The 22251-nt window shown below is 58.0% G+C and carries 23 protein-coding genes and 1 pseudogene; 9 read left to right on the forward strand and 15 right to left on the reverse strand.

Features of this window, described 5'->3' with window-relative positions:
• Positions 1-44 precede the first annotated feature (44 nt).
• The 6 genes from HY282_15965 to HY282_15990 form a co-directional block, all read right to left on the reverse strand.
• Complete coding sequence (locus HY282_15965) at positions 45-686, reverse strand: hypothetical protein (protein MBI3805247.1); 642 nt, start codon at positions 684-686, stop codon at positions 45-47.
• A 97-nt stretch (positions 687-783) separates the two neighbouring features.
• On the reverse strand, positions 784-1551 hold the full coding sequence (locus tag HY282_15970) for a slipin family protein (GenBank protein MBI3805248.1): 768 nt from the start codon (positions 1549-1551) through the stop codon (positions 784-786).
• A 9-nt stretch (positions 1552-1560) separates the two neighbouring features.
• Positions 1561-2871, reverse strand: a complete 1311-nt coding sequence (locus HY282_15975; protein ID MBI3805249.1) for a nodulation protein NfeD — start codon at positions 2869-2871, stop codon at positions 1561-1563.
• A 186-nt stretch (positions 2872-3057) separates the two neighbouring features.
• Complete coding sequence (locus tag HY282_15980; GenBank protein ID MBI3805250.1) at positions 3058-3528, reverse strand: 50S ribosomal protein L9; 471 nt, start codon at positions 3526-3528, stop codon at positions 3058-3060.
• Between the two features lie 67 nt (positions 3529-3595).
• A complete protein-coding gene (locus HY282_15985; protein ID MBI3805251.1) occupies positions 3596-4558 on the reverse strand; it encodes a hypothetical protein in 963 nt (320 codons plus the stop codon).
• Complete coding sequence (locus HY282_15990; GenBank protein MBI3805252.1) at positions 4551-5252, reverse strand: 7-cyano-7-deazaguanine synthase; 702 nt, start codon at positions 5250-5252, stop codon at positions 4551-4553. Before HY282_15990 ends, HY282_15985 begins: the two co-directional genes overlap by 8 nt.
• Before the next feature lie 241 nt (positions 5253-5493).
• Here HY282_15990 and HY282_15995 point away from each other — a divergent pair, with 241 nt between their 5' ends.
• Positions 5494-6225, forward strand: coding sequence for an SDR family oxidoreductase (locus HY282_15995; protein ID MBI3805253.1), 732 nt, complete (start codon positions 5494-5496; stop codon positions 6223-6225).
• Positions 6226-6259: 34 nt separating this feature from the next.
• Entirely contained in the window at positions 6260-6661 is a 402-nt protein-coding gene (locus tag HY282_16000) for a 6-carboxytetrahydropterin synthase (protein MBI3805254.1), read from the forward strand.
• Between the two features lie 6 nt (positions 6662-6667).
• Here the strand turns inward: HY282_16000 and HY282_16005 are convergent, their stop codons facing one another.
• Both HY282_16005 and HY282_16010 read right to left on the reverse strand, forming a co-directional pair.
• Entirely contained in the window at positions 6668-7102 is a 435-nt protein-coding gene (locus HY282_16005; protein MBI3805255.1) for a GNAT family N-acetyltransferase, read from the reverse strand.
• Positions 7103-7570: a phospholipase gene (locus tag HY282_16010; protein ID MBI3805256.1), complete on the reverse strand. Its 468-nt coding sequence runs from the start codon at positions 7568-7570 to the stop codon at positions 7103-7105. It abuts the gene before it with no gap.
• Between the two features lie 93 nt (positions 7571-7663).
• Between HY282_16010 and HY282_16015 the strand changes: the two are divergent.
• From HY282_16015 to HY282_16025, 3 genes and pseudogenes are all read left to right on the forward strand, one after another.
• A pseudogene (locus HY282_16015) lies at positions 7664-12208 on the forward strand (DEAD/DEAH box helicase).
• A 33-nt stretch (positions 12209-12241) separates the two neighbouring features.
• The gene (locus HY282_16020; GenBank protein ID MBI3805257.1) at positions 12242-12451 is read left to right on the forward strand and encodes a hypothetical protein; all 210 of its coding nucleotides are present in this window, start codon (positions 12242-12244) and stop codon (positions 12449-12451) included.
• A gap of 137 nt (positions 12452-12588) precedes the next feature.
• Positions 12589-12792, forward strand: a complete 204-nt coding sequence (locus HY282_16025; protein MBI3805258.1) for a zinc ribbon domain-containing protein — start codon at positions 12589-12591, stop codon at positions 12790-12792.
• A 76-nt stretch (positions 12793-12868) separates the two neighbouring features.
• On the opposite strand, the gene HY282_16030 is transcribed toward HY282_16025, so the two are convergent.
• The 6 genes from HY282_16030 to HY282_16055 form a co-directional block, all read right to left on the reverse strand.
• Positions 12869-13240 carry a peptide chain release factor-like protein gene (locus HY282_16030; GenBank protein ID MBI3805259.1) on the reverse strand — a complete coding sequence of 124 codons (372 nt, stop codon included), beginning with the start codon at positions 13238-13240 and terminating at the stop codon, positions 12869-12871.
• Between the two features lie 23 nt (positions 13241-13263).
• Complete coding sequence (locus HY282_16035) at positions 13264-13815, reverse strand: dCTP deaminase (GenBank protein ID MBI3805260.1); 552 nt, start codon at positions 13813-13815, stop codon at positions 13264-13266.
• A gap of 85 nt (positions 13816-13900) precedes the next feature.
• Entirely contained in the window at positions 13901-15010 is a 1110-nt protein-coding gene (locus HY282_16040) for a KamA family radical SAM protein (GenBank protein MBI3805261.1), read from the reverse strand.
• 46 nt (positions 15011-15056) lie between these two features.
• On the reverse strand, positions 15057-15293 hold the full coding sequence (locus HY282_16045) for a glutathione S-transferase N-terminal domain-containing protein (GenBank protein MBI3805262.1): 237 nt from the start codon (positions 15291-15293) through the stop codon (positions 15057-15059).
• Between the two features lie 39 nt (positions 15294-15332).
• Positions 15333-16772 (reverse strand): hypothetical protein, encoded by a 1440-nt coding sequence (locus HY282_16050; GenBank protein MBI3805263.1) that lies wholly within the window; start codon positions 16770-16772, stop codon positions 15333-15335.
• A gap of 65 nt (positions 16773-16837) precedes the next feature.
• Positions 16838-17578: a glycerophosphodiester phosphodiesterase gene (locus HY282_16055; protein MBI3805264.1), complete on the reverse strand. Its 741-nt coding sequence runs from the start codon at positions 17576-17578 to the stop codon at positions 16838-16840.
• 167 nt (positions 17579-17745) lie between these two features.
• Here HY282_16055 and HY282_16060 point away from each other — a divergent pair, with 167 nt between their 5' ends.
• The 3 genes from HY282_16060 to HY282_16070 are packed head-to-tail and all read left to right on the forward strand — an operon-like array spanning position 17746 to position 20169.
• On the forward strand, positions 17746-18867 hold the full coding sequence (locus HY282_16060) for a DNA recombination protein RmuC (GenBank protein MBI3805265.1): 1122 nt from the start codon (positions 17746-17748) through the stop codon (positions 18865-18867).
• Positions 18868-18897: 30 nt separating this feature from the next.
• Complete coding sequence (locus HY282_16065; GenBank protein ID MBI3805266.1) at positions 18898-19215, forward strand: DUF3467 domain-containing protein; 318 nt, start codon at positions 18898-18900, stop codon at positions 19213-19215.
• 3 nt (positions 19216-19218) lie between these two features.
• Positions 19219-20169, forward strand: coding sequence for an alcohol dehydrogenase catalytic domain-containing protein (locus HY282_16070; GenBank protein ID MBI3805267.1), 951 nt, complete (start codon positions 19219-19221; stop codon positions 20167-20169).
• A gap of 335 nt (positions 20170-20504) precedes the next feature.
• On the opposite strand, the gene HY282_16075 is transcribed toward HY282_16070, so the two are convergent.
• A complete protein-coding gene (locus HY282_16075; protein ID MBI3805268.1) occupies positions 20505-21644 on the reverse strand; it encodes a hypothetical protein in 1140 nt (379 codons plus the stop codon).
• A 344-nt stretch (positions 21645-21988) separates the two neighbouring features.
• Between HY282_16075 and HY282_16080 the strand changes: the two genes are divergently transcribed.
• A complete protein-coding gene (locus tag HY282_16080) occupies positions 21989-22174 on the forward strand; it encodes a hypothetical protein (GenBank protein MBI3805269.1) in 186 nt (61 codons plus the stop codon).
• Positions 22175-22251: the final 77 nt, after the last annotated feature.

Below are 22251 nucleotides of genomic sequence, written 5' to 3' on the forward strand. Positions count from 1 at the left end.
AACCGGAGGGCGACCCCCTCCGGTTCGCTTGCTCCTTCAGAATTTTATTTCTGGGGCTCGACCGATTTTGCCTTGAGGGTCAGCGTGACCGTCACCCGGTCGCCCGGCTGAACATTCTTCAGTTTGGCGCCCCGGTCCTCATCGAGCTCAAGACGGTTCACCCCGCCATTGGCGGTTTCAATTTCCAAGACCCGCTGGGATGAATCATAACGGACCACCTTGCCGGTAATCGCCCCGGCACCGTTCTGCACCTCACCCGGCTGCGAAGCCCCGCCGGAGCCATGGTCGGTTTGGCTGTCTGGCGAAGCCCCCGCACGATCGGTCGGCTCGACCGCTTTCGCCTCAATCGCCAGGTCGAGAAGGACCTGATCGCCCGGCTTAATATTATTTAATTGTCCTCTCGCCTCCCGGTCCAATTGGATCCGGCTGATTTTTCCGCCGGTTGTTCGAACGCCGATCGTTCCCTTGGCCGGGTCAACATCAACTACATCACCGAAGAGCTTGCCGGCATTCCCCAAAGGGGTCACCCGACCAGATGAATTTCCGACCTCTTGATCGGGCTGCATCTGATTTTGATCGGTCTGAGCGCCGGTCTCTCCCCGTTTGATTGGCCCTTGTGGATCTGCGCCGAACGAGACCCCCGACAGAGAGAGCGAAACAGCAAGTATGAATATGAGCTTTTTCATCACCTTTCTCCTTTTTCCCCCATCAGCTTCAAGTATAACTTTTCTGAAAAGAGGCAGGCAAGATCCTCGCCTGTGAGCAGGAGAGAGGCAGCGCGCCTTAGCTCTTCTTGAGAAAGGCCGAGATCATGTCGATCGGAAGGGGAAAAAGGATCGTTGAGTTCTTCTCCGCTGCAATTTCGGTTAAGGTCTGAAGATACCGAAGCTGCAGGGTCGCCGGCTCGGTGCCGATGATCCGCGCCGCATCGGCGAGCTTCTGCGCCGCTTGGAATTCTCCTTCCGCATGGATCACCTTCGCCCGCCGCTCCCGCTCGGCCTCCGCCTGCCGCGCGATCGCCCGGAGCATCTCTTGGGGAAGATCGACATTCTTTACTTCCACCGCCGTCACCTTCACCCCCCATGGCTCGGTCTGCTGGTCAATAATTTGCTGAAGCTGAACGTTGATCTCTTCCCGTTTCGAGAGGAGCTCATCGAGCTGGCTCTGGCCAAGGACACTTCGGAGGGTCGTCTGAGAGATCTGCGAGGTCGCATAGAGATAATTCTCCACCTCCAGAATGGCCCTCTCCGGGGCGATCACCCGAAAATAGAGGACGGCATTCACCTTGACGGACACGTTGTCGCGGGTGATGATATCCTGCGATGGGACATCCATCGTCACCGTTCGGAGGCTGACCCGCTCCATCTTGTCGATGATCGGGATGAGGACAATCAGGCCGGGACCGTTCCCTCCATAGAAGGCCCCTTCTTTAACATATCGACCGAGACGAAAAATCACGGCCCGTTCATACTCTTTCAAAATGCGGATCCCGTTGAAGAGAATAAAGAGCACAATCAGAATCAACACGACCAATGGGAATGTCAACATCATCCGTTCCTCCTACTTTTTAACTTTCTTCACACGTAATCGTAACCCATCGACCTTGACCACTTCGGCTTTTTCTCCCGCCGCAACCGGCTCGTCGCTCTCGGCCTTCCAGAGCTCTCCATGAACCTGGAGCATCCCGCTCGGGGAGAGAGCGGTCTGCGCCACGCCGATCGCTCCGATCAGCCCCTCCGCGCCGGTCACCGGCCGGCGGCGTTGAGAGCGCCAAGCCGCCTGCACGATGAAAAGGAAAAAGAGGGCGGTGATCAACACCGAAGGGATGATCACCTGCAGTGAAATCCGAAGCGAGGGGACGTCGGTGTTGATCAACATCAATGAGCCGAAGAACAATGCGATCACCCCGCCGGCGCCGAGGACGCCAAAACTTTGAACCTTGATCTCCGCGATAAAGAGGATGAACGCCAGGAGAATTAAGAGGAGCCCGGCGTAGTTGATCGGCAACGTCTGAAAGGCATAGAGGGCGAGGATCAATGAAATCGCCCCGACCACGCCGGGAAGAACCGCCCCCGGACTGTAGAGCTCGGCGATCAGACCGGTGATTCCGAGGAGCATCAAGACATAGGCGACATTCGGATCGGAGATCGCCTTGAGCAGTCGCAGTCGAAGGCTGATCGGATTCTGGATCACCTCGGCGTGGGCGGTCGACAGCAGCCGCTTCCCTTGGGCGGTTGTCACCGACTGCCCATCTATCTTCTTGATCAAATCGGAAAGGTCGGCCGCGATCAAATCGACGATCTTCAACTTGACCGCCTCTTGCTCCGTGATCGAGACCGACTCCCGGACCGCTTTTTCGGCCCATTCGGCATTCCTTCCTCGCCGCTCCGACAGCGACCGGATATAGGCCGCCGCGTCGTTCTCCACCTTCTTCTTCATCTCTTCATCCATCTGTCCCCCGCCCATCGCAACGGGGTGGGCCGCGCCGATGTTGGTGCCGGGGGCCATCGCCGCCAAGTGAGCCGCCATCGTGATGAAGACCCCGGCCGAGGCGGCCCGGCCGCCGCTCGGCGCGACATAAACGATGATTGGAACCTCTGAAGCGATCATCGCCTTGATGATATCCCGCATTGAAGTATCGAGACCGCCCGGCGTGTCGAGCTGGATGATCAGCGCCTCGGCGTCTGCCTGCTCGGCCTGCGCAATCGCCGTGGTGAAGAGCTCGGATGAAACGGGGTTGATCATCCCTTCATAGGTGATCACATAGATCGGTTTTGCTTCTGCTGAAACAGAAAGGGAAAAGAGGAAAAGAAGGGTGACCCAAAATCGGCAAAATTGGCAAAATTGGATGGATCGGAAGGACCATCTCATATCGATGATCCTATTCCTTTACAGAGGAGGAGTCAAGGAAGCGGGGCCGCGCGAACGATTGCACGGAGCGCACCGGCTCTCTCAGTCAGAGCCGTATCAAATCGGTTCGTCAAATATAAAGAGGCCGACCCAACAGGGCCGGCCTCTTTATAATCAAAATCCGATTCGATCTGCTCGGCGCGAAAACTACTTCGTCTCTTCCGCCTGCGGCTCTTCCGCCTTCACAACCTCCACTTTGATCTCGGCCGTCACGTCGTGATGGACCTTGACCAAAACGGTAAACGTCCCGACCTCTTTGATCGGCTTGTCGAGGACGATCTTTCTCTTATCGATCTCTACCCCCTGGGCGGCCACCGCATCGGCGATGTCTTTGGATGTCACCGAGCCGAAGAGCTTTCCTTCTTCTCCGACCTGAGCCGGGATCGAGACGGAGAGGGCGCCGATCTTTTTCGCCTCTTCTTCCGCCGCCGTCTTCTCCTTCTTTACCCGGTCCGAGATGACCCTCTTTTGATGCTCGACGGTGCTGATATTCCGCGTCGTCGCCACCGCCCCCAAATTTCGCGGGAGCAGAAAGTTGCGGGCATATCCGTCCGCCACGTTGACCAAATCGCCCATCCGCCCGAGCTTCTCGACATCTTCCTTTAAAATAATCTTCATTGATCTCTTCTCCTCAACCACTCTCACTGACGGATCCCGACGTCGCGCCGGGCCGAATTTTGCTATTTTATTGGAGCGAGACCCGCTTGTCAATGTCTATGTCGATTCTCTGGAGGTCCTGTTTTACAACATCATAGAGAACCAATCCCTGCCGTGAAAGGGTCATCACGACCTGCCGCTTCCGAAGGCTCTGCTCGATGTCGATGCTGGAGGGGGGCTCGTTGACGCCGTTGTGGAAGTGGAAGAGGGCGACAAAGTGCTCTCCGAACGGCACTTTCCCCAGCGCTTCTTTAAATTGATAGGGAGAGAGAAGAAAGCGCGATTCGGAGAGCGCCTCGAACGTTTCGATGAAGTTATCGACCAAGGTCATCTTCACCTTATCCGCAAGTCGATCGTTTCGGAGCAGGCGGGTTAAGTCGGTCACCCACCGCTGCTGCAGACCGACCTTCTCAAAGATATCCTGGTTCGACGAGAGAGAGATAAAATCGGCAAAGCGCAGGATCGATTGCCGCATCTCCCGAAGTTGAGCGAGATAAGCGCTATTCAACGAAGGTATTTCATAGAGATGGACTTCCGGTCGTCCCTCTCGATACGAAAGGGTTAAGATCCCTCCCAGCTCGCTCTGGCGATATTGACGCGAGGCCGCAACCCGATCATAGATTTGCTGTCCGGTCTTCGGGGCTTCCAGCGCCGACCTCAGCTCGTCGTGGGGAACCTGCAAGAGATTGAGTTGGTAGAGCCCGTAATCGGCAATTTCCGAGAAATGTCCGATCAGCGTGTAGGGAAACGCCTGGGTGGTAATCTTATAAAAGACAGGGATTCCTTGAAGGAAGTTTTTGTTTCCCTTGTAGAGCCGCTCCAAAGGGGGCTCCGCGGAATAGATAAATTGGGTCGAGAGCTGCAGATAACAGAGCAGAAGAGGGATGAGCCAGTAATCGTTTAATTTTCGGCGAAGCCGATTCCGGAAGCTTCGGTTTCGGCGCTCCCAGCCGGGTGACTCTGAGGGAAACGTTGCAGCATAATCAGACATGACTCTTTCCTTTCAACCGGGAAACCGACCGATATTTTGTCGGATCGGAAAGGCCGGCGGCCTGAAAGGCGCGCATCCGCTCCGCACACTTGTTACATTTTCCGCAATGCGCAAGGCCCTTCGGAGAGATGCAGGAGAAGGTGAGTGAAAGGGGAAGGGTGCGCCCCCGCTCCAACACCTCCCGCTTGGAGAGCTGCGCATAAGGGGTGATCACCGTCAGGGGGGAATGAAGCCCCTCCGACAAGGCCGTTTCCAAGGTCCTAAAAAAAAGAGGGGTGCTGTCGGGAAAGGGATTCCCCTTGAGGATGCCCGAGGCGATGAACTCCACCCCCTGGAGCGCGGCATAGACGGCGGCTTTCGCGAGGAGGATGATGTTTCTTCCGGGAAGATAGACCGCCGCGTCCTCGGAATCAAAACTCGGGATCTTTTTTCCGGTGAGGCTCCAATGGGAGGGATAAACATCCCGAAGCGGAAGATCGATCACCTTCAACGGGGCGATCGCCTTGGAGGCGATCTTTTTCAGATACCGCCGGAGCCAATGAAGCTCCACTTTTTCCCAGGTGAATCCGTTCCGGATGTAAAAGGGGATCACCGATTCATATTGACCCGACAATTCCGACACAAGCACGGCGCTGTCGATCCCGCCGCTGACCAGCACAAGCACCTTTCCGGTTTTCCCGCTCTCTTTTTTCACTCTCATACCATTTTGGTCTTTATGGAGAGTTGATTCTAACAAACTGGCCCGGGCAAATCAATTCCGAAATTGCCACAACCCTGTCGGATACCGACGGAAAACTTTACAGCCGATGAAAACCGATTGAAAACCGATTCGGAAGGTCGATTCGAAAGACTGCTTGGACCGGCAGATCCCTCCTTGATCTTTTTCGCCCTGCATACTATCATAGCGAAATTCACCGAAGGGGAGCAATGCGCGAATGAACCTACAGGGCAAAACGGCGATGGTCACCGGCGCCGGCCGACGGGTCGGCCGATCGATCGCGCTCGCCCTCGCGGCGCGGGGGGCGCAGGTCGCCATCCATTATAATCGCTCTAAAAAAGAGGCCGAGTCGGTTGTGCAGGAGATCGAGCGGCAGGGAGGGCGCGCCCACCCGGTTCAGGGAGACCTCGTCCGGCCGAGCGACTGTCGTCGAATCGTTCAGGAGACGGTCGCATTTTTCGGCCGCCTTGATGTGCTCGTCAACAATGCCGCGGTTTTCTTTAAGACGCCGCTCTTTGAGGTGACCGAGGAGGCGTGGGATATCACGCTCGACAGCAATTTGAAGGGAAGCTTCTTCTGCGCCCAGGCGGCCGCAAAGGCGATGCAGGCAGAGGGGGGAAAGATCATCAATTTCGCCGACTGGTCCGGCTTTCGCCCCTATCTCGACTATCTCCCCTACTGTATTTCCAAGGCCGGCGTGATCGCCCTAACAAAAGGCTTGGCAAAGACCCTCGCCCCGAAGATTGAGGTGAACGCCATCGCGCCCGGCCCAATCCTCCTTCCCGAAGATCTCGATTCGGCGGAACGAGAAGAAGTCTTTCGGGGAACACCCCTAAAAAAGACCGGCTCCCCACAGGATATCGTGAATGCCATTCTTTTTTTAATTGAAGGAACCGACTTCATGACCGGTGAGACGATCGTGATCGACGGCGGACGGTTGATTGCCTGACTTTGATGTCGATTTGATACTGAAAGGATGAGAGATGTATAAGGTTACCCGCGAAATCCACTTCTGCTACGGCCACCGTCTTTTAAATTACAGCGGCAAGTGCCGCCATCTCCACGGCCACAATGGAAAAGTCGAAATCGAGCTCTATGCGGAGAAGCTAAACGAACTCGGAATGGTCCGCGACTTCGAGGAGATCAAGCAGGTCGTCCAGGTCTGGATCGACGACAACCTTGACCACAACATGATCCTCTGCCGCCGCGACCCGCTGATCCCCGCGCTGGAAGCGGGGAAAGAAAGGTACTACCTCATCGACGAAAATCCGACCGCCGAAGCGATCTCGAAGCTGATTTATGATTATGCCATCTCCCAAAAGCTGCCGGTCTCCGAGGTGCGTCTCTGGGAGACGCCGAAGTCGTTTGCGAGCTATAGCGAATAGATGAGATTATGCCAGCGGGTCGGAGATGATCATTTTGCGGAAATGGTAACTGCTCCGCTCCATCCCCTCTCGTTCATAAAAACGATGGGCCTCCTTTCTTTGCACCCCGGAATCAAGGTGGAGCTGCGCGCAGCCCTCCTTCTCCGCCAACGCAACGAGCCAGGAGAGAAGCGTCGCTCCGTATCCGTGAGAGCGGTCGGTTGATCGGGTGACGAGATCATCGACATAAAGAAACCGTCCATAGGCAAGATTCTCCGAAAACCGAAACCCCGCCACAGCGACGGGGTCGTCCCCTTTCTCAATATAAGCAAGCCGATACCCCGACCACTCCTGCGCCCTGACCCGTGCGAGAAAAACATCCTCACCGACATGCGGCCGTAACTCACGCATCACCGGATAGCAGGCCGCAATCTCTCCATCTGACGTTGCGATTCTAATCATTTACTTTCCCCTCGCAAAATGGAGCGTTGATTCAACCAACCCGGCCAAGACCTCGATTTCATCCTCGTCCCTCGGCGCATAGACCATGCAGACATTCGCCGGGATCAGCCCCTGTTTTGCGATCGGGTGCTGTTCTCCCCACCCTTGCCGGATCACCTCGTCGGCCAGGTCGGGCGGAAGCGCCAGGTGGAGGCTGCCGTCCGGCAACGGATGGACGTGGGCGAACTCCGTCGAGACCATAAACGCCTCGCGCGGCCCGCGCGCCTCCTCCGGACGGAGCCAGAGCGCGCGGGCGCCTGGAACCGAGACCATGGATGGCCCCTCGACGACGCCAGGCAATGTGAAAAGGCGCGTACAGAGACTGTCAACGATGGGTGTGGGAGGATGTTGATCGACCTGGGAGTGTGGATGGGTGTCTGTGGTGCGCGGTCGTGGACCGGGACGCCGGGGAAGTGCGCTTGGATTCATGGGGCCTCCAGCTTTGCTTAAGATCGATTCATATTATTCTGCCGAAATTTCCCCTCTTTTACAATCTTTCTCTACAGAGTATAATAATTGCCTATGCCTTTAGCCCATCTTCATCCGATCATTTCAAGCTGGTTCAGAGAGAAATTTGGCGAGCCGACCGAGCCGCAAAAACTCGGGTGGCCGCATATTCTCGCCGGCGAAGACACCCTGATTGCGGCGCCGACCGGGTCCGGTAAGACGCTTGCGGCATTTCTCTGCGCCATCGATCGGCTGGTCCGAGAGGGCATCGCGGGGCGGCTGGCGAATGAGGTGAAGGTCATCTATGTTTCGCCCCTCAAGGCGCTGAGCAGCGACATCCAGCGGAACCTTGAGACCCCGCTTGAAGAGATCCAAAAGCGCGCCGTTCAGCAGTGGACCAAGCTGCCGCAGATCCGGGCGGTCGTCCGGACCGGCGATACCCCCTCGTCGGAGCGGCAGGCGATGCTCCGAAAACCGCCGCACATTCTGGTGACGACGCCGGAGTCGCTCTACCTCCTCCTCACCGCACAGAAGAGCCGAGAGATTTTGCGGACCGTTGAGACGGTCATCGTCGATGAGATCCACGCCGTCGCGCGCGACAAGCGGGGATCGCACCTCGCCCTTTCGCTCGAGCGGCTCGAGGCGCTCTGCAACAAACGGCCGGTCCGGATCGGACTGTCCGCCACCCAGCGGCCGATGGACGAGATCGCCCGGTTTTTGGTCGGGACCAGACGGGTTGACCCCGATGGAACGCCCCGCTGCGCGATCGTCGACGTCGGGCACCAACGCAATCTCGACCTCGCCGTCGAGGTGCCGCCGAGCGAGCTCTCCGCCGTCTGCTCCAACGAGCAGTGGGCCGAGGTCTATCATCGGCTCGCCGAGATCATTCAGCAGCATCGAAGCACCCTCGTCTTCGTCAACACCCGCCGGCTCGCCGAGCGGATCACCCACAATCTCACCGACCTCCTCGGTGAAAACGCCGTCTCCGCACACCATGGCAGCCTCTCCAAGAAAATCCGGTTGCGCGCCGAGCAACGGCTGAAAGCGGGAGAGCTGAAAGCGGTTGTGGCGACGGCGTCGTTGGAGCTCGGGATCGACATCGGCTTCATCGACCTCGTCGTGCAGGTCGGCTCCCCCCGGTCGATCGCAACTTTCCTACAGCGGGTCGGCCGCTCGGGACATGCGCTCGGGTTGACCCCCAAAGGACGCCTCTTCGCGCTGACGCGCGACGAGCTGATCGAGTGCGCGGCGCTGATCCGGGCGATCCGCCACGGCCGGCTCGACCGGATTCACCCGCCGGAGGCGCCGGTCGATATCTTGGCGCAGCAGATCGTCGCAGAAACCGCTGACCGGGAGATGGACGAGAAAACCCTCTTCGAGTTGAGCCACGGCGCCTGGCCGTATCATCACCTCACGCGGGAGAAGTTCGACGAGGTGGTCCTGATGTTGAGCGAGGGATTCGCCACCCGCCTCGGCCGAAGCGGCGCTTACCTCCATCACGATCGAGTGAACAAAAAGATCAAAGCGCGGCGCGGGGCGCGACTGGCGGCGATCACCTCCGGCGGCGCCATCCCGGAGTTGGCTGACTATCGAGTCGTGGCGGAGCCGGAGAAGGTCGTCGTCTGATCGGTCGATGAGGACTTCGCCGTCGAGAGCCTCTCGGGCGATGTCTTTCTGCTGGGGAATACCTCGTGGCGGGTCATTCATGTTCGCGGCGGCGATGTGCTCGTCACCGATGCGCACGGCGCACCGCCGACGATTCCGTTTTGGCGGGGGGAAGCGCCGGCCCGGACGATGGAGCTCTCCGCCGAGCTCTCCGATCTGCGGGACGAGCTCTCCGATCGGGTCGACCGGCCGGACGAGGCGGCCACCTGGTTGATGGAAGAGGCGGCGCTCGATGAATTCGGCGCGCGCCAAATGGTCCACTATGCCGCGGCACAGAAAGCAGCGATCGGCCTGCTCCCGACCCAACGGCATCTCCTTTTTGAGCGCTTTTTCGATGAGTCGGGCGGGATGCAGCTCGTCATCCACTCGCCGTTCGGCGGACGGATCAACCGGGCCTGGGGGCTCGCCCTCCGAAAGCGTTTCTGCCGGACGTTTGATTTCGAGCTACAAGCGAGCGCCGACGACAATGGGATCGTCCTCTCGCTTGGGCCGCAGCAGAGTTTTCCGCTCGAGCAGGTCGCCAAGATGCTTCGCTCCGACGCTGGGAAGGAGATCTTGGTCCAGGCGCTCCTCGCCGCGCCGATGTTCAACACCCGGTGGCGTTGGAATGCCAACCGGGCGCTCGCGATCCTCCGGCAGCGAAACGGCAAGCGGGTTCCGCCGGCGCTCCAGCGGATGAAATCGGACGACCTTCTCTGCTCGGTCTTCCCGCAGCAGATGGCTTGCCGCGAGAACCTACCGGGAGAGGATATCCCGGTGCCTGATCATCCCTTGGTCGAACAGACAATCCTCGATTGTCTGCACGAAGCGATGGACCTCGACGGCTGGCTTGACCTGCTGAGATCGATCGAGCGGGGAGAGATCGAAATCACCGCCGCCGACACCCGCGAGCCGACCCCCTTTGCCTATCAGATCTTGAACGCGAGCCCCTATGCTTTCCTCGACGATGCGCCCCTGGAAGAGCGGCGGGCGCGGGCGGTGGCGACGCGGCGGACGCTGACCGTCGAGTCGGTCCGCGACATCGGCCGGCTCGATCCGCTCGCCATCGAGCAGGTCCGGAAAGAGGCCTGGCCGCTCGTCCGCGACGCCGATGAGTTGCACGATGCGCTGTTGCTGATAGGGATGCTCCCCGCCGCCGAGGGGGAGGCTTGGGCTCCCTTTTTCCACACCCTCCGGCTGGCCGGCCGCGTCGTCGAAGCCCGCGATTCGGAAGGTCGGACTTTCTGGACCGCCGTCGAACAGTGGCCGATGGTTCACGCCGCCCGGCCCGACCTCATTCCCCAGTCAACACCGGCGATCCCGGAGGGGATTCGCCAAGATTGGTCGGCCTCCGAAGGCTGGGTGGCGCTGGTCCGCGGCCGCCTCGAAGTCGTCGGCCCGACAACCCTCCGACACCTCTCCGCTGATTTAGGGATCGATCCGCATTATGTCGAATCGGCCCTTGGTGCGTTGGAAGCCGAAGGTTTTGTCCTACGCGGAAGATTTACTCCGGAGGAACCAGAAAGCGAGGATCCGGCTCTGCCGGTCCGAGCGCGGGGCGTGGGGGCACAGGGTGGAACACTGGATGTCTCGGAGGACCTTTCTCCTTCTTCTCCGGACGGGCCCCCACCTATAATAGAATGGTGCGCGCGAAGGCTCCTGGCGAGGATTCACCGGCTGACGCTCGACCGGCTGCGGCGTCAGATCGAACCGGCCCCGGTCGAGACCTTCGTTCAATTTCTCCTGCAATGGCATCGGGTTCTCCCCGGTGCGCAGCTGCACGGCCGCGAGGGGCTCTTCTCGATCATCGAACAGCTGCAAGGATTTGAGATTCCGGCTGTCGCCTGGGAGCGGGTCATCCTCCCCGCCCGGATTGCCCGCTATAATCCGATCTGGCTCGATGAGCTCTGCTTAAACGGCGAGGTCGCCTGGGGACGACTGACTCCGCCTGCTGCGAAGAAAAGCAACGGGGACGAGCCGGGCCGACCCAAACAGGCGACGCGCAACCTTCCCATCTCGCTGATGGCGCGGGAAGATTTGGGGTGGCTTCGATCTATTCCCAACGAACTCCCCTTCCTGAGCGAGAATGCGAAGACCCTCCTCGAAGTGCTTCGTCGGCAGGGGGCCTCGTTTGTCTCCGACCTCCTCTCCGCAACCCGTCTTCTGCCGGCGCAAATCAACGACGCCCTCTGGGAGCTGGTCGCGGTCGGGCTGGTGACCGGGGATGGCTTCTCGGCAATCCGATCGCTCACCGATCCGAAGCGGACGGAGCAAGCCGGCGCGTCCCGCCGACGCCGCGGCTGGAAGCGCGCCCCTCGCCCGCGCGGGAGCGGTCGCTGGACCCTCCTCCCCGATATTCCGAAAAATGAAAGCGAGCGACCGGCTTTGCCGGCGCGAGCGCGGGGTGTGGAGGCATCGGAGGATCCTTCTCCCTCTCATCCGCACGGGCCCTATGAAATAGAAGAACAGACCGAGGCGTGGGCCTGGCAGCTTCTCCAGCGGTACGGCATTCTTTTCAGAGACCTGCTCGGCCGTGAGGAGGGAGCGCCGGCCTGGTATATACTTCTCCCGATTTTAAGACGGTTGGAGCAGCGTGGAGAGCTCCGCGGCGGCCGATTCGTCCTCGATGTCGGCGGCGAACAGTATGGTCTGCCGGAGGCGGTCGAATCGCTCCGCCACCTTCGGCAGAATCCACCGGAGCCGCAGATGGTCTTCCTCTCGGCGGTCGATCCGTTGAATCTGATCGGGATTCTCACGAGCGGCCGGCGGGTGACCGCCCAGCCTTCCAACGCGGTTGTATTCCACGGCGGCACCTTTGTCGGATCGCGCGACGGCCGGGAGATCTGGATTTCCGAGAAGCTCCAACGGGAGACCGCCCGGCAGGTGGAGCGGACGCTGACATCGGGCCGCCTGCTGACACTGGAAGCGCCGGAGACGGGAGGAGAAATCGAACAGATCGGATTGCTGATGGAGTGACAAATGGACGGGTGGAACAGTCGATTCGGTCGGATCTTTTCTCTTTGCTTGTTCTTGCTGCTCTTCGGATGCGGCAACCCGGAAGCGAAGAGCAAAGAGCTTTACGGCACCGCACAGTTTGAAGAACAACAGCGGAACTTCAAACATGCCCGCCAGCTTTATGAGCAGATCGTGAAGGAATATCCGAACACCGAGACCGCCAAGCAGGCCGAGACCCGGCTAAGGGAACTGGAAGGAAAATAGTCTTTTCAGGCTGCGGCAAACAGGATAGGTGACGCTGAAATTTATTTCGGATTTACTTCAATATAATAGAGAGGCGATGGAGAAGTCTGCCGGATCGGGCGCCTTGACGAACACCACGTGCGTGATACAGTTTTGGTATGGAATGTCCCGCATGCAAGGTCCGGAATGGAAATCATCGCTCGTTTTGCTGGAAATGCCGGTTTCCGATGGCGCTTCACTGTCCCCACTGCGGATCGGCCAATAAAACGGGAACTGCGCTTTGCGGGGGGTGCGGGAAAAACCTTCTGGATCAATCGCACCCGGTCCTCGCCCCCCGGAACCCGCTTCCCTATCCTCCCTGACCGTCCATCACACACCCAGTCACAAAAATCCGCTCTCTTGCAAGGGATCACGCTCTAAAGACAGTTTCCGTGTGGCTTACATCATTTCAGCGAGGGGCTCGTTGGCTTGTCGAAGGCGTTTCTTCTCGGCGAGCTTTTTCTTGGCCTCGACCATCCGCGCCTTCGATTCTTGAGAAATCTGCATCTTGATCCTCGGCTTCGGAACGCGATTTAAGTCGACCAGTTTTCGTTGTAGACGCCGGAAGGCCAAGACGCGATTTTGAGCCTGGGAGCGCTGCTCGGTCGCGATGATGATGAGGCCGGAGGGGGTGTGGTGCAGGCGGACGGAACTCTCCGTCTTGTTCTTCTTTTGGCCGCCTGGACCGCTGCTCTTATAGAATGCGACCTCGGTCTCCCGCTCCAGGGTCCTTAAATCGGTCGCATAGGGTCTTTTTCTCATGTTTCCCATCAGAGGCACCTATACTAGAGAGGTTAAATCTTGGGAAGTGTGATCCCTACCTGGGATTGGTACTTCCCCTTCTTGTCGGCATAGGAAATCTCGCACGGCTCGTCCGATTCGAAGAAGAGGACCTGGGCAATCCCTTCATTCGCATAAATCTTCGCCGGCAGCGGCGTGGTGTTGGAGATCTCCAGTGTGACGAACCCTTCCCATTCCGGCTCGAACGGCGTGACATTGGTGATGATGCCGCAGCGGGCGTAGGTCGATTTCCCCACACAGATGGTCATGACGTTTCGCGGAATGCGGAAGAACTCGACGCTCTTCCCCAACGCGAAGGAGTTCGGCGGGATGACGCAGACATCCCCCTTGAAGTCGACAAACGACTTCGTGTCAAACTGCTTCGGATCGACGATCGTGTTGTTGATATTGGTGAAAATCTTAAATTCATTGGCGATCCGAATGTCGTATCCGTAGGAGGAAACACCGTAGGAGATTCCACCGGCCCGAACCTGTTTTTCCTCGTAGGGCTGAATCATCCCGTGCTCTTTCGCCATCCGCCGAATCCACCGATCGCTCTTGATCATGCCAACCCTCCGATTAAGGACATTTTTCTGCTATTTGGGAATGGCGATACGCTACCATAAAACGGAGATTCTTTCAATGAAAACCCTAATCGGTGTCGTGCGGAACAACCCAAAACGAGGCGGCATTTTTCCCGACCTCTTTCGGGGCGTTCGGCTGCGGGTAGTTAAAGGTCTTCTCCTCGTAGTTCTTTACAATGGCCTGGTCGTCGTCAAGGTAGAGGAGGGTGTCCTGCGGTAGGATCGCGACCTTTCCGCCGCCGCCGGGGGCGTCAATGACGTAGTGGGGCACCGCCATGCCGGAGGTATGACCGCGCAGGGCGGAGATGATCTTCAATCCCTTTTCAACCCGGGTCCGGAAATGGTGGGTTCCTTTGACCAGATCGGCCTGGTAGATGTAATACGGCTTCACCCGAATCGCAAGGAGCTTCTGCATCAGCCGCTTCATCACCTCCGGATCGTCGTTCACCCCGTCGAGCAGGACGGTCTGGCTTCCGAGCGGGATCCCCGCATCGGCAAGCATCCCGCACGCCTTGGCCACCTCGGGGGTAATCTCATCGGGGTGATTGAAGTGCAAATTCATATAGAGCGGGTGGTACTTCTTGAGCATGTTGCAGAGGTTCTCGGTGATCCGGGAGGGAAGGGTTCCCGGCACGCGGCTGCCGATCCGGATGATCTCCAGGTGCGGAATTGCGCGGAGCGCCTTTAACACCCGCTCCAGGAGCAGGTCGACGACCATCAGCGGATCGCCGCCGGAGAGGATAATGTCGCGGATCTCCGTGTGGGCCGAGATATAATCGACCACCTGCTTTAAATTCTCCGGGGTAATCGTCCCGGGCGATCCGACGAAGCGCTTTCGGGTGCAAAACCGGCAGTAGATCGGGCACTGGTTTGTGATCACCAGCAACACCCGATCGGGGTAACGATGGACCAGGTTCGGCACCGGGCTGTCTTTCTCCTCATGCAGCGGATCTTCGGAGTCGCAGGCGGCGTCGGGGTGATCTTCCTCGGCGGTCGGGACGACCTGCTTCCAGATCGAATCCCCCTTCTCTCGGATCAATTTAAAAACGTGCGGGGTGATCCGCATCGGATATTGCTCGACCACTTGACGGACCTCTTCCGCGGGAACGCCCAACACTTTCTCTAATGTTTCAACATCATCGATGCTTTCTTTGATATCTTTCTGCCACTGTTCCACAGCACTCACTCCCTTTCATCATCGAATCAGGAAGACCGGTCCCTCGTCAGGACCGCTGTCCGTACTTCTCGTCGAGGTAAGCGATAATCTCATCTTCATCATCCAGAATGACTCCCTGGTCGACCAGCACCGGGACCAAATATTGGCCCGATACCTCGAAGACCTCTTTCCGACTAGACCGATGGGATGGAACCTCGACCTTTTCATATTCCAGTTCAAGATCTTCTAACTTATCTCTCACCATTTTGCAGTAAGGACACGATTCCAAATTATAAAGCTTCATCTTCCCATTCGTTTCATTTGATTGTTCTAGACCGTCCGGCTAATGCGCAACAGCACAGGGGGCCATGACAGCATCGACCATTCCATGAATTAACTTCTTTTCAGTCGAGACGACGGTCGCGAGAATTCCGCCCAGCCGCGCTTCTTTTCCATCGACGAAATAATAGGGAGAAAGCCGCGCGCGCCCCTCCATCGTGACCGTTTGCTCCCCCTCAAAATCATAGTAAGAGACAGTCACTTTCTTCCCCTTGCGGAACTTTTGAAGGATGTAGGGGGTCGTTGAAAAACGCTGCAGCGCGTGCTCGATGGCTGCTTTCCACTCCTCCTCCGGATGATCGTGGCCGGCGATCACCCCTCGGCTTCCCCAAGCCAGCTCTGAGAAACCGGACGGTTTGAGAATGAGCTGCCGTTCCTTTTGCGTCGCTCCCCCCAACTGCCTAAAGTCGGTGACCGGCCGTCCGTCCAAGGTCAGATCGGGAATCACCGCGTGGGGAGGAACCTCCCGCGGATCGACGATCCAGGTTTTCGGAAAAATCCGCTGGAGCTGGGCCGTCGTCGCCTCTCCGAGCTGCCGGAGCCAAAACTCCTTTAGGACAGGATGGTGGAAAAGGGCGAAGAGACTTTTTTCCTCCAGGAAGGCCTTGGGCGGCGGGGTCAGAATAACCTGCTTCTTCTTGGCGGAGTAGAAGATCAGCTCCGATTTTGGGATGTTCTTTAGATCAAACAGCTCGAAAAAGCGATAGAGAAGATCGATCCGCGCCCGCCCCCCCGCTTCTCCCAGCCAGAGCCCCTCCTCGGTAAAATAAATATCTCTTGGATGGAGGACCCGCGTCCGGAGGCCCCGCCGGTTGAGCGCCCGCCCCAGCCACTCCATTTCCGGCCGGTAATCTTTGGATTCATCGGAGACGGCGATCGCCAGCAAGGGGTTCTCTGCCGCCGACTGGGAGCGGATCATCCGCTCGAAACCGGCAATCATCCCATCGCTTAATCCGACCGGGCTCTCTCCCTGGGCCGCGTAGGCCGCGGAGAGCCCCCCCAGGAGGCCGATCCCGCCCGGAACGGCGTCCAGTTCAGTGGCAATCATCCCTTCGTCGGTCGGAATGAGGTCGGGCCGGATAATCCCCGGAAGATCTTGCTTAAATCGATTCATCCGGCCATATTCGACCACCGCTTCCGGCTTTCCCTGGTCCAGATAGCCGGCCACCCACTGCGGGGCGCGACCATGCACACTGTCGAGGTAGAGTCGATTTGCCGCCTGATAAAAAGAAAGGAGCTGGTTTCCGAGTGTTTCTAGAAAGACCAACTCCTCTTTTGAGATCCAATAGGGCTCACTGGCGATCCGCCAGAGGTCGTTTCCGGCTGCCGACGTTCCTTCCGGCCGAAAGAGCCCCTCTTGAACGAGGGTACCCCGAATTGAGTGGCCCTTTTTAATTGGCTCCTCTCGGGACGAGAGGGATGGAGGCTCAGAGGCCTTGGACAACGTCACATTCTCCAAAGACAATGCTTGATGATAACACCGCGAGAAGCCGATCCGCAAGTAAGATTTTAGGAAGAGGGCTCCGGAATACCCATTGTTTTACTTAGTAAGCCGGCTAACCGATCGGGATAGTTCGTAAACAGACCATCGATTCCGATCTCTATGAAATATCTCATTTGATCGGGGTCGTTTACCGTGTAAACATAAACCTTGAATCCCGCCTGGTGCGCCTGCTCGATCAGCTCCGGGCTCATACGCTTGGAAGGAAGATGGAGGGAGACCGCTTCAAGTCGCCGCGCCTCCTGCAAGATCTTCTTTAAGGGTTCGCGGTCGATCAAGTAGCCGATCGGAAGGGTGGGGTGAAGCGTACGGAGTTTCTTGAGGAGGGTATGGTCAAACGACGAGACAACCACCCGGTCGGCCATCCCCGTCCCTCGAACCAAATCGACGATTTTCTGAGGCGCCGCCGCCTTGATTTCAAGGTTCAGGAGAAAAGGAGGGGGGATCTTGGCAATCAGCTCCTTCGCGGTGACGACCGTCTGTCCGGCGAAGTCGGGGGCAAACCACGTTCCGATATCCAATTGCTTCAACTCGGAAAGCGACAGATCGACGACCCGGCCAGCCTGTCGCGTTAACCGTTTGATCGTCGGATCGTGAAAAACGACCAACTCTCCTTCCCGGCTCTCCCGCAGATCACACTCGATTCCGTCCGCCCCCATCGCCATCGCCTTTTCAAACGAAGCGAGGGTGTTCTCCGGCGCATGCCCCGATGCACCCCGGTGGGCCCAAATGAGGATCTTTTTTTTCACGTCGTCATCCGATAAAAGGGGTTTTTTGAAAAGAAAATTAACACAGGGGGATTCGGTTGTAAAGAAGCGGACATTAAATAAACGGAAGACGGCGCGATCTACATTTTGTTTGACTTCACCTCCTAGATCCGGTACTAATTATCGGCATACCGGTTAGGAGCAGCCCCATGGAAATGGCACTTCTCGCTCTGCTTGGAATTGTGGTCGTCCTTCTGCTCGTTCTGATTGCCCGCTCGTTCAAAGCCCCTTCACAAGACGGCGGGCTGTTCCTGATGCAGCAGCAGGTCGACCAACTCCGCCAGCAACTCTCCGAAGCGCTCGCCGCCAACACCGGCCTGGTGCAGCAGCAGCTCTCACAGATCACCACCCAGGTCAACAACCAGCTTCAATCGGTCAATCAGCAGCTCACCTCCGCAACGGGCCAGATCGGCTCCCGTCTCGATAACGCCGCGCGCGTCGTCGGAGAGGTCAAACAAAATCTCGGAGAGCTCACGAAGGCGACGCAGCAGGTGTATGAGGTCGGGAAAAATATCTCCTCGCTCCAAGAGATTCTCCGGGCCCCCAAGCTGCGCGGCAGCCTCGGCGAGCTCTTCCTCGGCGAATTGCTCTCGCAGGTTCTTCCGCCGACCCATTTCATTCTGCAACACCGATTCAAGAGCAACGAAGCGGTCGACGCGGTCATCATCCTCGGCCCGGCGCTGGTCTCCGTGGACTCCAAGTTCCCCCTTGAAAATTTTAAGAAGATGATCGAGACAAGCGTGGAGGAAGAGAAGAAGAGCCACCGAAAGCGCTTTCTCACCGACGTGAAAAAGCATATTGACTCGATTGCCGGAAAGTATATCTTGCCGGATGAGGGAACCTACGACTTCGCGCTGATGTATATCCCCGCCGAAAATGTCTACTATGAGACGATCATCAAGGATGAGGCGTTTGGAGACGAGAAAAGCCTTTGCAGCTATGCCCTCACGAAGCGGGTGATCCCGGTCTCCCCCAATTCATTTTATGCCTATCTGCAGGCGATCGTCCTCGGCTTCCGGGGACTGCGGATCGAGAAATCGGCGCAGGAGATTCACCAGCGGCTCCAGCGGCTGTCGGGAGACTTCTTCAAGTTCAAGGAAGATTTCGACGTCATCGGAAAGCACCTCTCGAACACACGCGGCCGGTATGAGGAAGCCTCGAAGAAACTCGATCGGTTCGGCGACCGGCTGATCACGATTGATCATGAAGCTGCAGAGCCGAAGGTCGCTCTTCCCAAAGAAGAGCTGGCCCGGCCAGCCCTCTTCGATTAATCACCTTCAATCTTTCATAAGGACGTTTTCATGTCGAACGGACAACCCACCCAGCCCCCCGTGCAGGTCCAGGTTGAAATTGACGACGCCGTCGCGCAAGGGATCTATACCAACCTCGCGCTCTTAACACACAGCGAGACCGAGTTCGTCATCGACTTCATCTACATCCAGCCCCAAGCGCCGAAAGCCAAGGTGCGGGCGCGGATCATTACCAGCCCCGCCCATGCCAAACGGTTTCTCGCCGCGCTTCAAGAGAACATCCAGCGGTATGAGCAGCGCTTCGGTACGATTAAGAGCGCCGGCGGCGAGCCGGACAAGAATACCCCCTATCAAGGCCTCTATCTTTGAGCGATGCAGGGACTCGCATTTAAGAAGGCCCTGACCTTCCGCAAAAACCTCCCGCTCCCCGCCCTCCCCGGCGAAGCCCGGATTCAGGTCTCTCTGGCCGGCATCTGCAGCACCGACTTGGAAATTGCAAAAGGGTATATGGGGTTCCACGGCGTCTTGGGGCATGAGTTTGTCGGCGTCGTTGAATCGGCCCCCGATCCGATCTGGATCGGGAAGCGGGTCGTCGGCGAGATCAACGCCGCCTGCGGCGAATGCTGTTTCTGCGCCCGAGGAATGCGAAACCACTGCAATCAGCGGACGGTCCTCGGCATTCTCGGAAGGGACGGCAGCTTTGCCGAGCAGCTCTCCCTGCCGATCCAAAACCTCCATCTTGTTCCGGAAAATCTCACCGACGAAGAAGCGGTTTTCGCCGAACCGCTCGCCGCCGCTTTCCGAATCACCGAGCAACTCTCGATCCGTCCCGAAGACCGCGTCACGCTGCTCGGCGACGGCAAGCTTGGTCTTCTGATTGCACAAGTCTTGAAGGGGCGCTGCAGGTTGGTCGTCCTCGGACGACACACAGAACGAAGAGAACTCCTAGAGCAGTGGGGCATCCAATCTCTTTCCCCTGACCAAACCATCCCGCTCCAGCATCTCTCCGACATCGTGATTGACGCCACCGGCTCCCCGAAAGGCTTCGACCTCGCCCAACAACTGGTCCGCCCCCAAGGGACCATCGTCCTGAAGACTACCTGCGCCGGCCGCCCCAAAGTGGATCTGGCGAAAATGGTCATCGACGAGGTCACCGTGGTTGGTTCCCGCTGCGGGCCATTCGAGCCGGCGCTCGAAGCGCTTGCTCAGAAAAAGGTCGATGTTCGCTCGTTGATTACAGAGGTGTTCCCGCTGAAGAAAGGAAAAGAAGCATTTCGGAAAGCGGCAGAGCGCGGGGCGTTGAAGGTGTTGCTCCAGCCCTAAAATAAGGGTGACAGCCACGATTTATTGTGGCGATCTTGGAGCCAGGGACCCAGACGGAGCATTCGTCTCACTCCATCGAGGAGTTTTGGCTTGAAAATAGATTGAGTGTCTTAGAGCTGGTTTCATAACTTCTTTCTATTGCAGCCGGCTGCAAACGCTCCAGGCCCGCGTTCTCGGCTCCAAATGTCCTCAACGTACTTTCCAAGTACGCCTCCGGGCATTGGAGCCTGCGGCTTGCGACCCTCTTTAGGCACTACGATAGAGGAAGTGCCCGAAGGGCGCCTGAAACGTTTCGCTCGGCTTCATAAGGAAATCAGTTATGAAACCGGTTCTAGTCATGGCTCTTTTCCTTTCTGTCTTATGCTTCGGTATTGCACCTTGGTCCAATCCCGTGCTTGCGGACGTTGTTGCCGGCGCAGAAACGCATACGCCAGAAGGATCGTGACCAGAACCACCCCATACCCCACCGCAAACAGCACCATCAGTCGCGCAAACACCCGGTCCACGAGGGCCAACCCCGTCTTTTCAACATCAATTTGCAGCGCGAGGGGCTGAGCCCGCAACTCGGCGAGCGTCGCCTTCCGCATCTCTTCGATGCCTTGCAAGATGATTCTGCGTTCCTGGCGGATCGCTTCGAGCGTAGCCAGCCGCTGCCGTTCGATGTCGGCCAGCACCGCTTCCCGCTCGGTCTTGACCCACTGAAAAGCACTCGTGAGTTGTTGAGCCACCAACCGGCCCGCAAGATCGGTTGCCATAAGTTCGGCCTGCCACCGGGCCTGCCGCGGGAGTTGATCCATCTGCAGCGTCAGTCGGCCCTTCAAATCGGCTATCTCTGCTGGCATCGAGTTCAGCGTCTGAAACGGCCCGGCCGTTCCGTCCGGAAAAATCCGGGCCATTATCGAAATGATGGAGGTTCGTGCGAACTGATGATTTTCCAGCGGATGTTCCTCGGTCCACCGAGCAATCCCCTCCCGCGCCGCCACAACCGATTTCGGCCGCAGGAGGTCCGTCGCCATCGCCATCACCTCGGTCTCGAGTTGCCGCACGGTCGTTACCGCCACCCCCTGCTGGTCGCCAAACAAATCCTTGCCTGCGCCAGAGGCGAAATAGGCGGTTTGCTGCGCGCACAACGCCCACAGGTCAACCAGGATGGCCACCGGATCCTGGTGCACGATCGCCAGGAACGCAGCCGGGACCGCGTGGAGCTTCCACAGCAGCGATTGATACTGGACTTTCGGATCGGAGGTCGCCTCGGCGATCTGGTCCGCGGCAAATTCGATACGACGCGAATACCGGGCCACAAAGTCGAAAAGCTGGTAGTTGATCTCTTTGCGGGTTACTTCCGCCTGCTTGGTCTCCGCCATCAACGGGGCCGGTTTCGAACGGGTCGCGCAGCCCGCGGCCAGCATCATCCACAAGCCGAGCATCACGGCTTGCGGCCATGGCTTAAGTCGTTGGGTGATCGGCGGGTTCATCGGACATGGCCCGCTAACGTCGGCGGAAAGCTGCAGGCCGGAGTGAGGTGAAGCCTGTGCTATCAAGCACAAACGAACACCGCGGAGGACTGCCCGCTTGACCGCCCTTGTTAGAGCTAAACTCATTCTCTTGCTTCATTTAATTCTTGGCACCTTGGGGTTGCCACCCTAAAATTAATTTTAACTTGGTTTTGCGTTCGCTTGCCGTAAGCCACGACACCTTCAAAATTGTCCTTTTTTTCTATTTATAGACACTCTTCAATGCATGAAACCGACCCAAAGCTCTTCGCAATCGTTTTGAAACGACCTGCGCCGGCAGACCGAAAGTCGATCTCGCGAAAGTCGTGATTGATGAGGTCACCGTCGTCGGCTCCCGCTGCGGCCCGTTCAAACCGGCGCTGGAGGCGCTCGCTCAGAAGAAGATCGATGTCCGACCGCTGATTACGGATGTTTTCCCGTTGAAAAAAGGGAAAGAGGCCTTTCGGAGAGCGGCAGACCGGGAGGTGTTGAAGGTACTGCTCCAACCCTAGATTGCTTCTCTCATAGAGATGCATGTCCGGATGCCAAGGCAAATTCCGAACCTCTGATTTGACCCGCGCGCGCGAAA

This window comes from Candidatus Manganitrophaceae bacterium, assembly GCA_016200325.1.
GTDB lineage: Bacteria > Nitrospirota > Nitrospiria > SBBL01 > Manganitrophaceae > Manganitrophus.

Bases quoted from the DNA above. Each gene is read 5' to 3' on its own strand.
- HY282_16025 (MBI3805258.1), top strand. From the start codon at position 12,589: ATGGAATGTCCCGCATGCAAGGTCCGGAATGGAAATCATCGCTCGTTT.
- HY282_16035 (MBI3805260.1), bottom strand. From the start codon at position 13,815: ATGATCAAGAGCGATCGGTGGATTCGGCGGATGGCGAAAGAGCACGGG.
- HY282_16000 (MBI3805254.1), top strand. From the start codon at position 6,260: ATGTATAAGGTTACCCGCGAAATCCACTTCTGCTACGGCCACCGTCTT.
- HY282_16010 (MBI3805256.1), bottom strand. From the start codon at position 7,570: ATGAATCCAAGCGCACTTCCCCGGCGTCCCGGTCCACGACCGCGCACC.
- HY282_16070 (MBI3805267.1), top strand. From the start codon at position 19,219: ATGCAGGGACTCGCATTTAAGAAGGCCCTGACCTTCCGCAAAAACCTC.
- HY282_15970 (MBI3805248.1), bottom strand. From the start codon at position 1,551: ATGATGTTGACATTCCCATTGGTCGTGTTGATTCTGATTGTGCTCTTT.
- HY282_16045 (MBI3805262.1), bottom strand. From the start codon at position 15,293: ATGAAGCTTTATAATTTGGAATCGTGTCCTTACTGCAAAATGGTGAGA.
- HY282_16065 (MBI3805266.1), top strand. From the start codon at position 18,898: ATGTCGAACGGACAACCCACCCAGCCCCCCGTGCAGGTCCAGGTTGAA.
- HY282_15985 (MBI3805251.1), bottom strand. From the start codon at position 4,558: ATGTCTGATTATGCTGCAACGTTTCCCTCAGAGTCACCCGGCTGGGAG.
- HY282_16030 (MBI3805259.1), bottom strand. From the start codon at position 13,240: ATGGGAAACATGAGAAAAAGACCCTATGCGACCGATTTAAGGACCCTG.
- HY282_15975 (MBI3805249.1), bottom strand. From the start codon at position 2,871: ATGAGATGGTCCTTCCGATCCATCCAATTTTGCCAATTTTGCCGATTT.
- HY282_16005 (MBI3805255.1), bottom strand. From the start codon at position 7,102: ATGATTAGAATCGCAACGTCAGATGGAGAGATTGCGGCCTGCTATCCG.
- HY282_16060 (MBI3805265.1), top strand. From the start codon at position 17,746: ATGGAAATGGCACTTCTCGCTCTGCTTGGAATTGTGGTCGTCCTTCTG.
- HY282_15965 (MBI3805247.1), bottom strand. From the start codon at position 686: ATGAAAAAGCTCATATTCATACTTGCTGTTTCGCTCTCTCTGTCGGGG.
- HY282_15980 (MBI3805250.1), bottom strand. From the start codon at position 3,528: ATGAAGATTATTTTAAAGGAAGATGTCGAGAAGCTCGGGCGGATGGGC.
- HY282_16075 (MBI3805268.1), bottom strand. From the start codon at position 21,644: ATGAACCCGCCGATCACCCAACGACTTAAGCCATGGCCGCAAGCCGTG.
- HY282_15995 (MBI3805253.1), top strand. From the start codon at position 5,494: ATGAACCTACAGGGCAAAACGGCGATGGTCACCGGCGCCGGCCGACGG.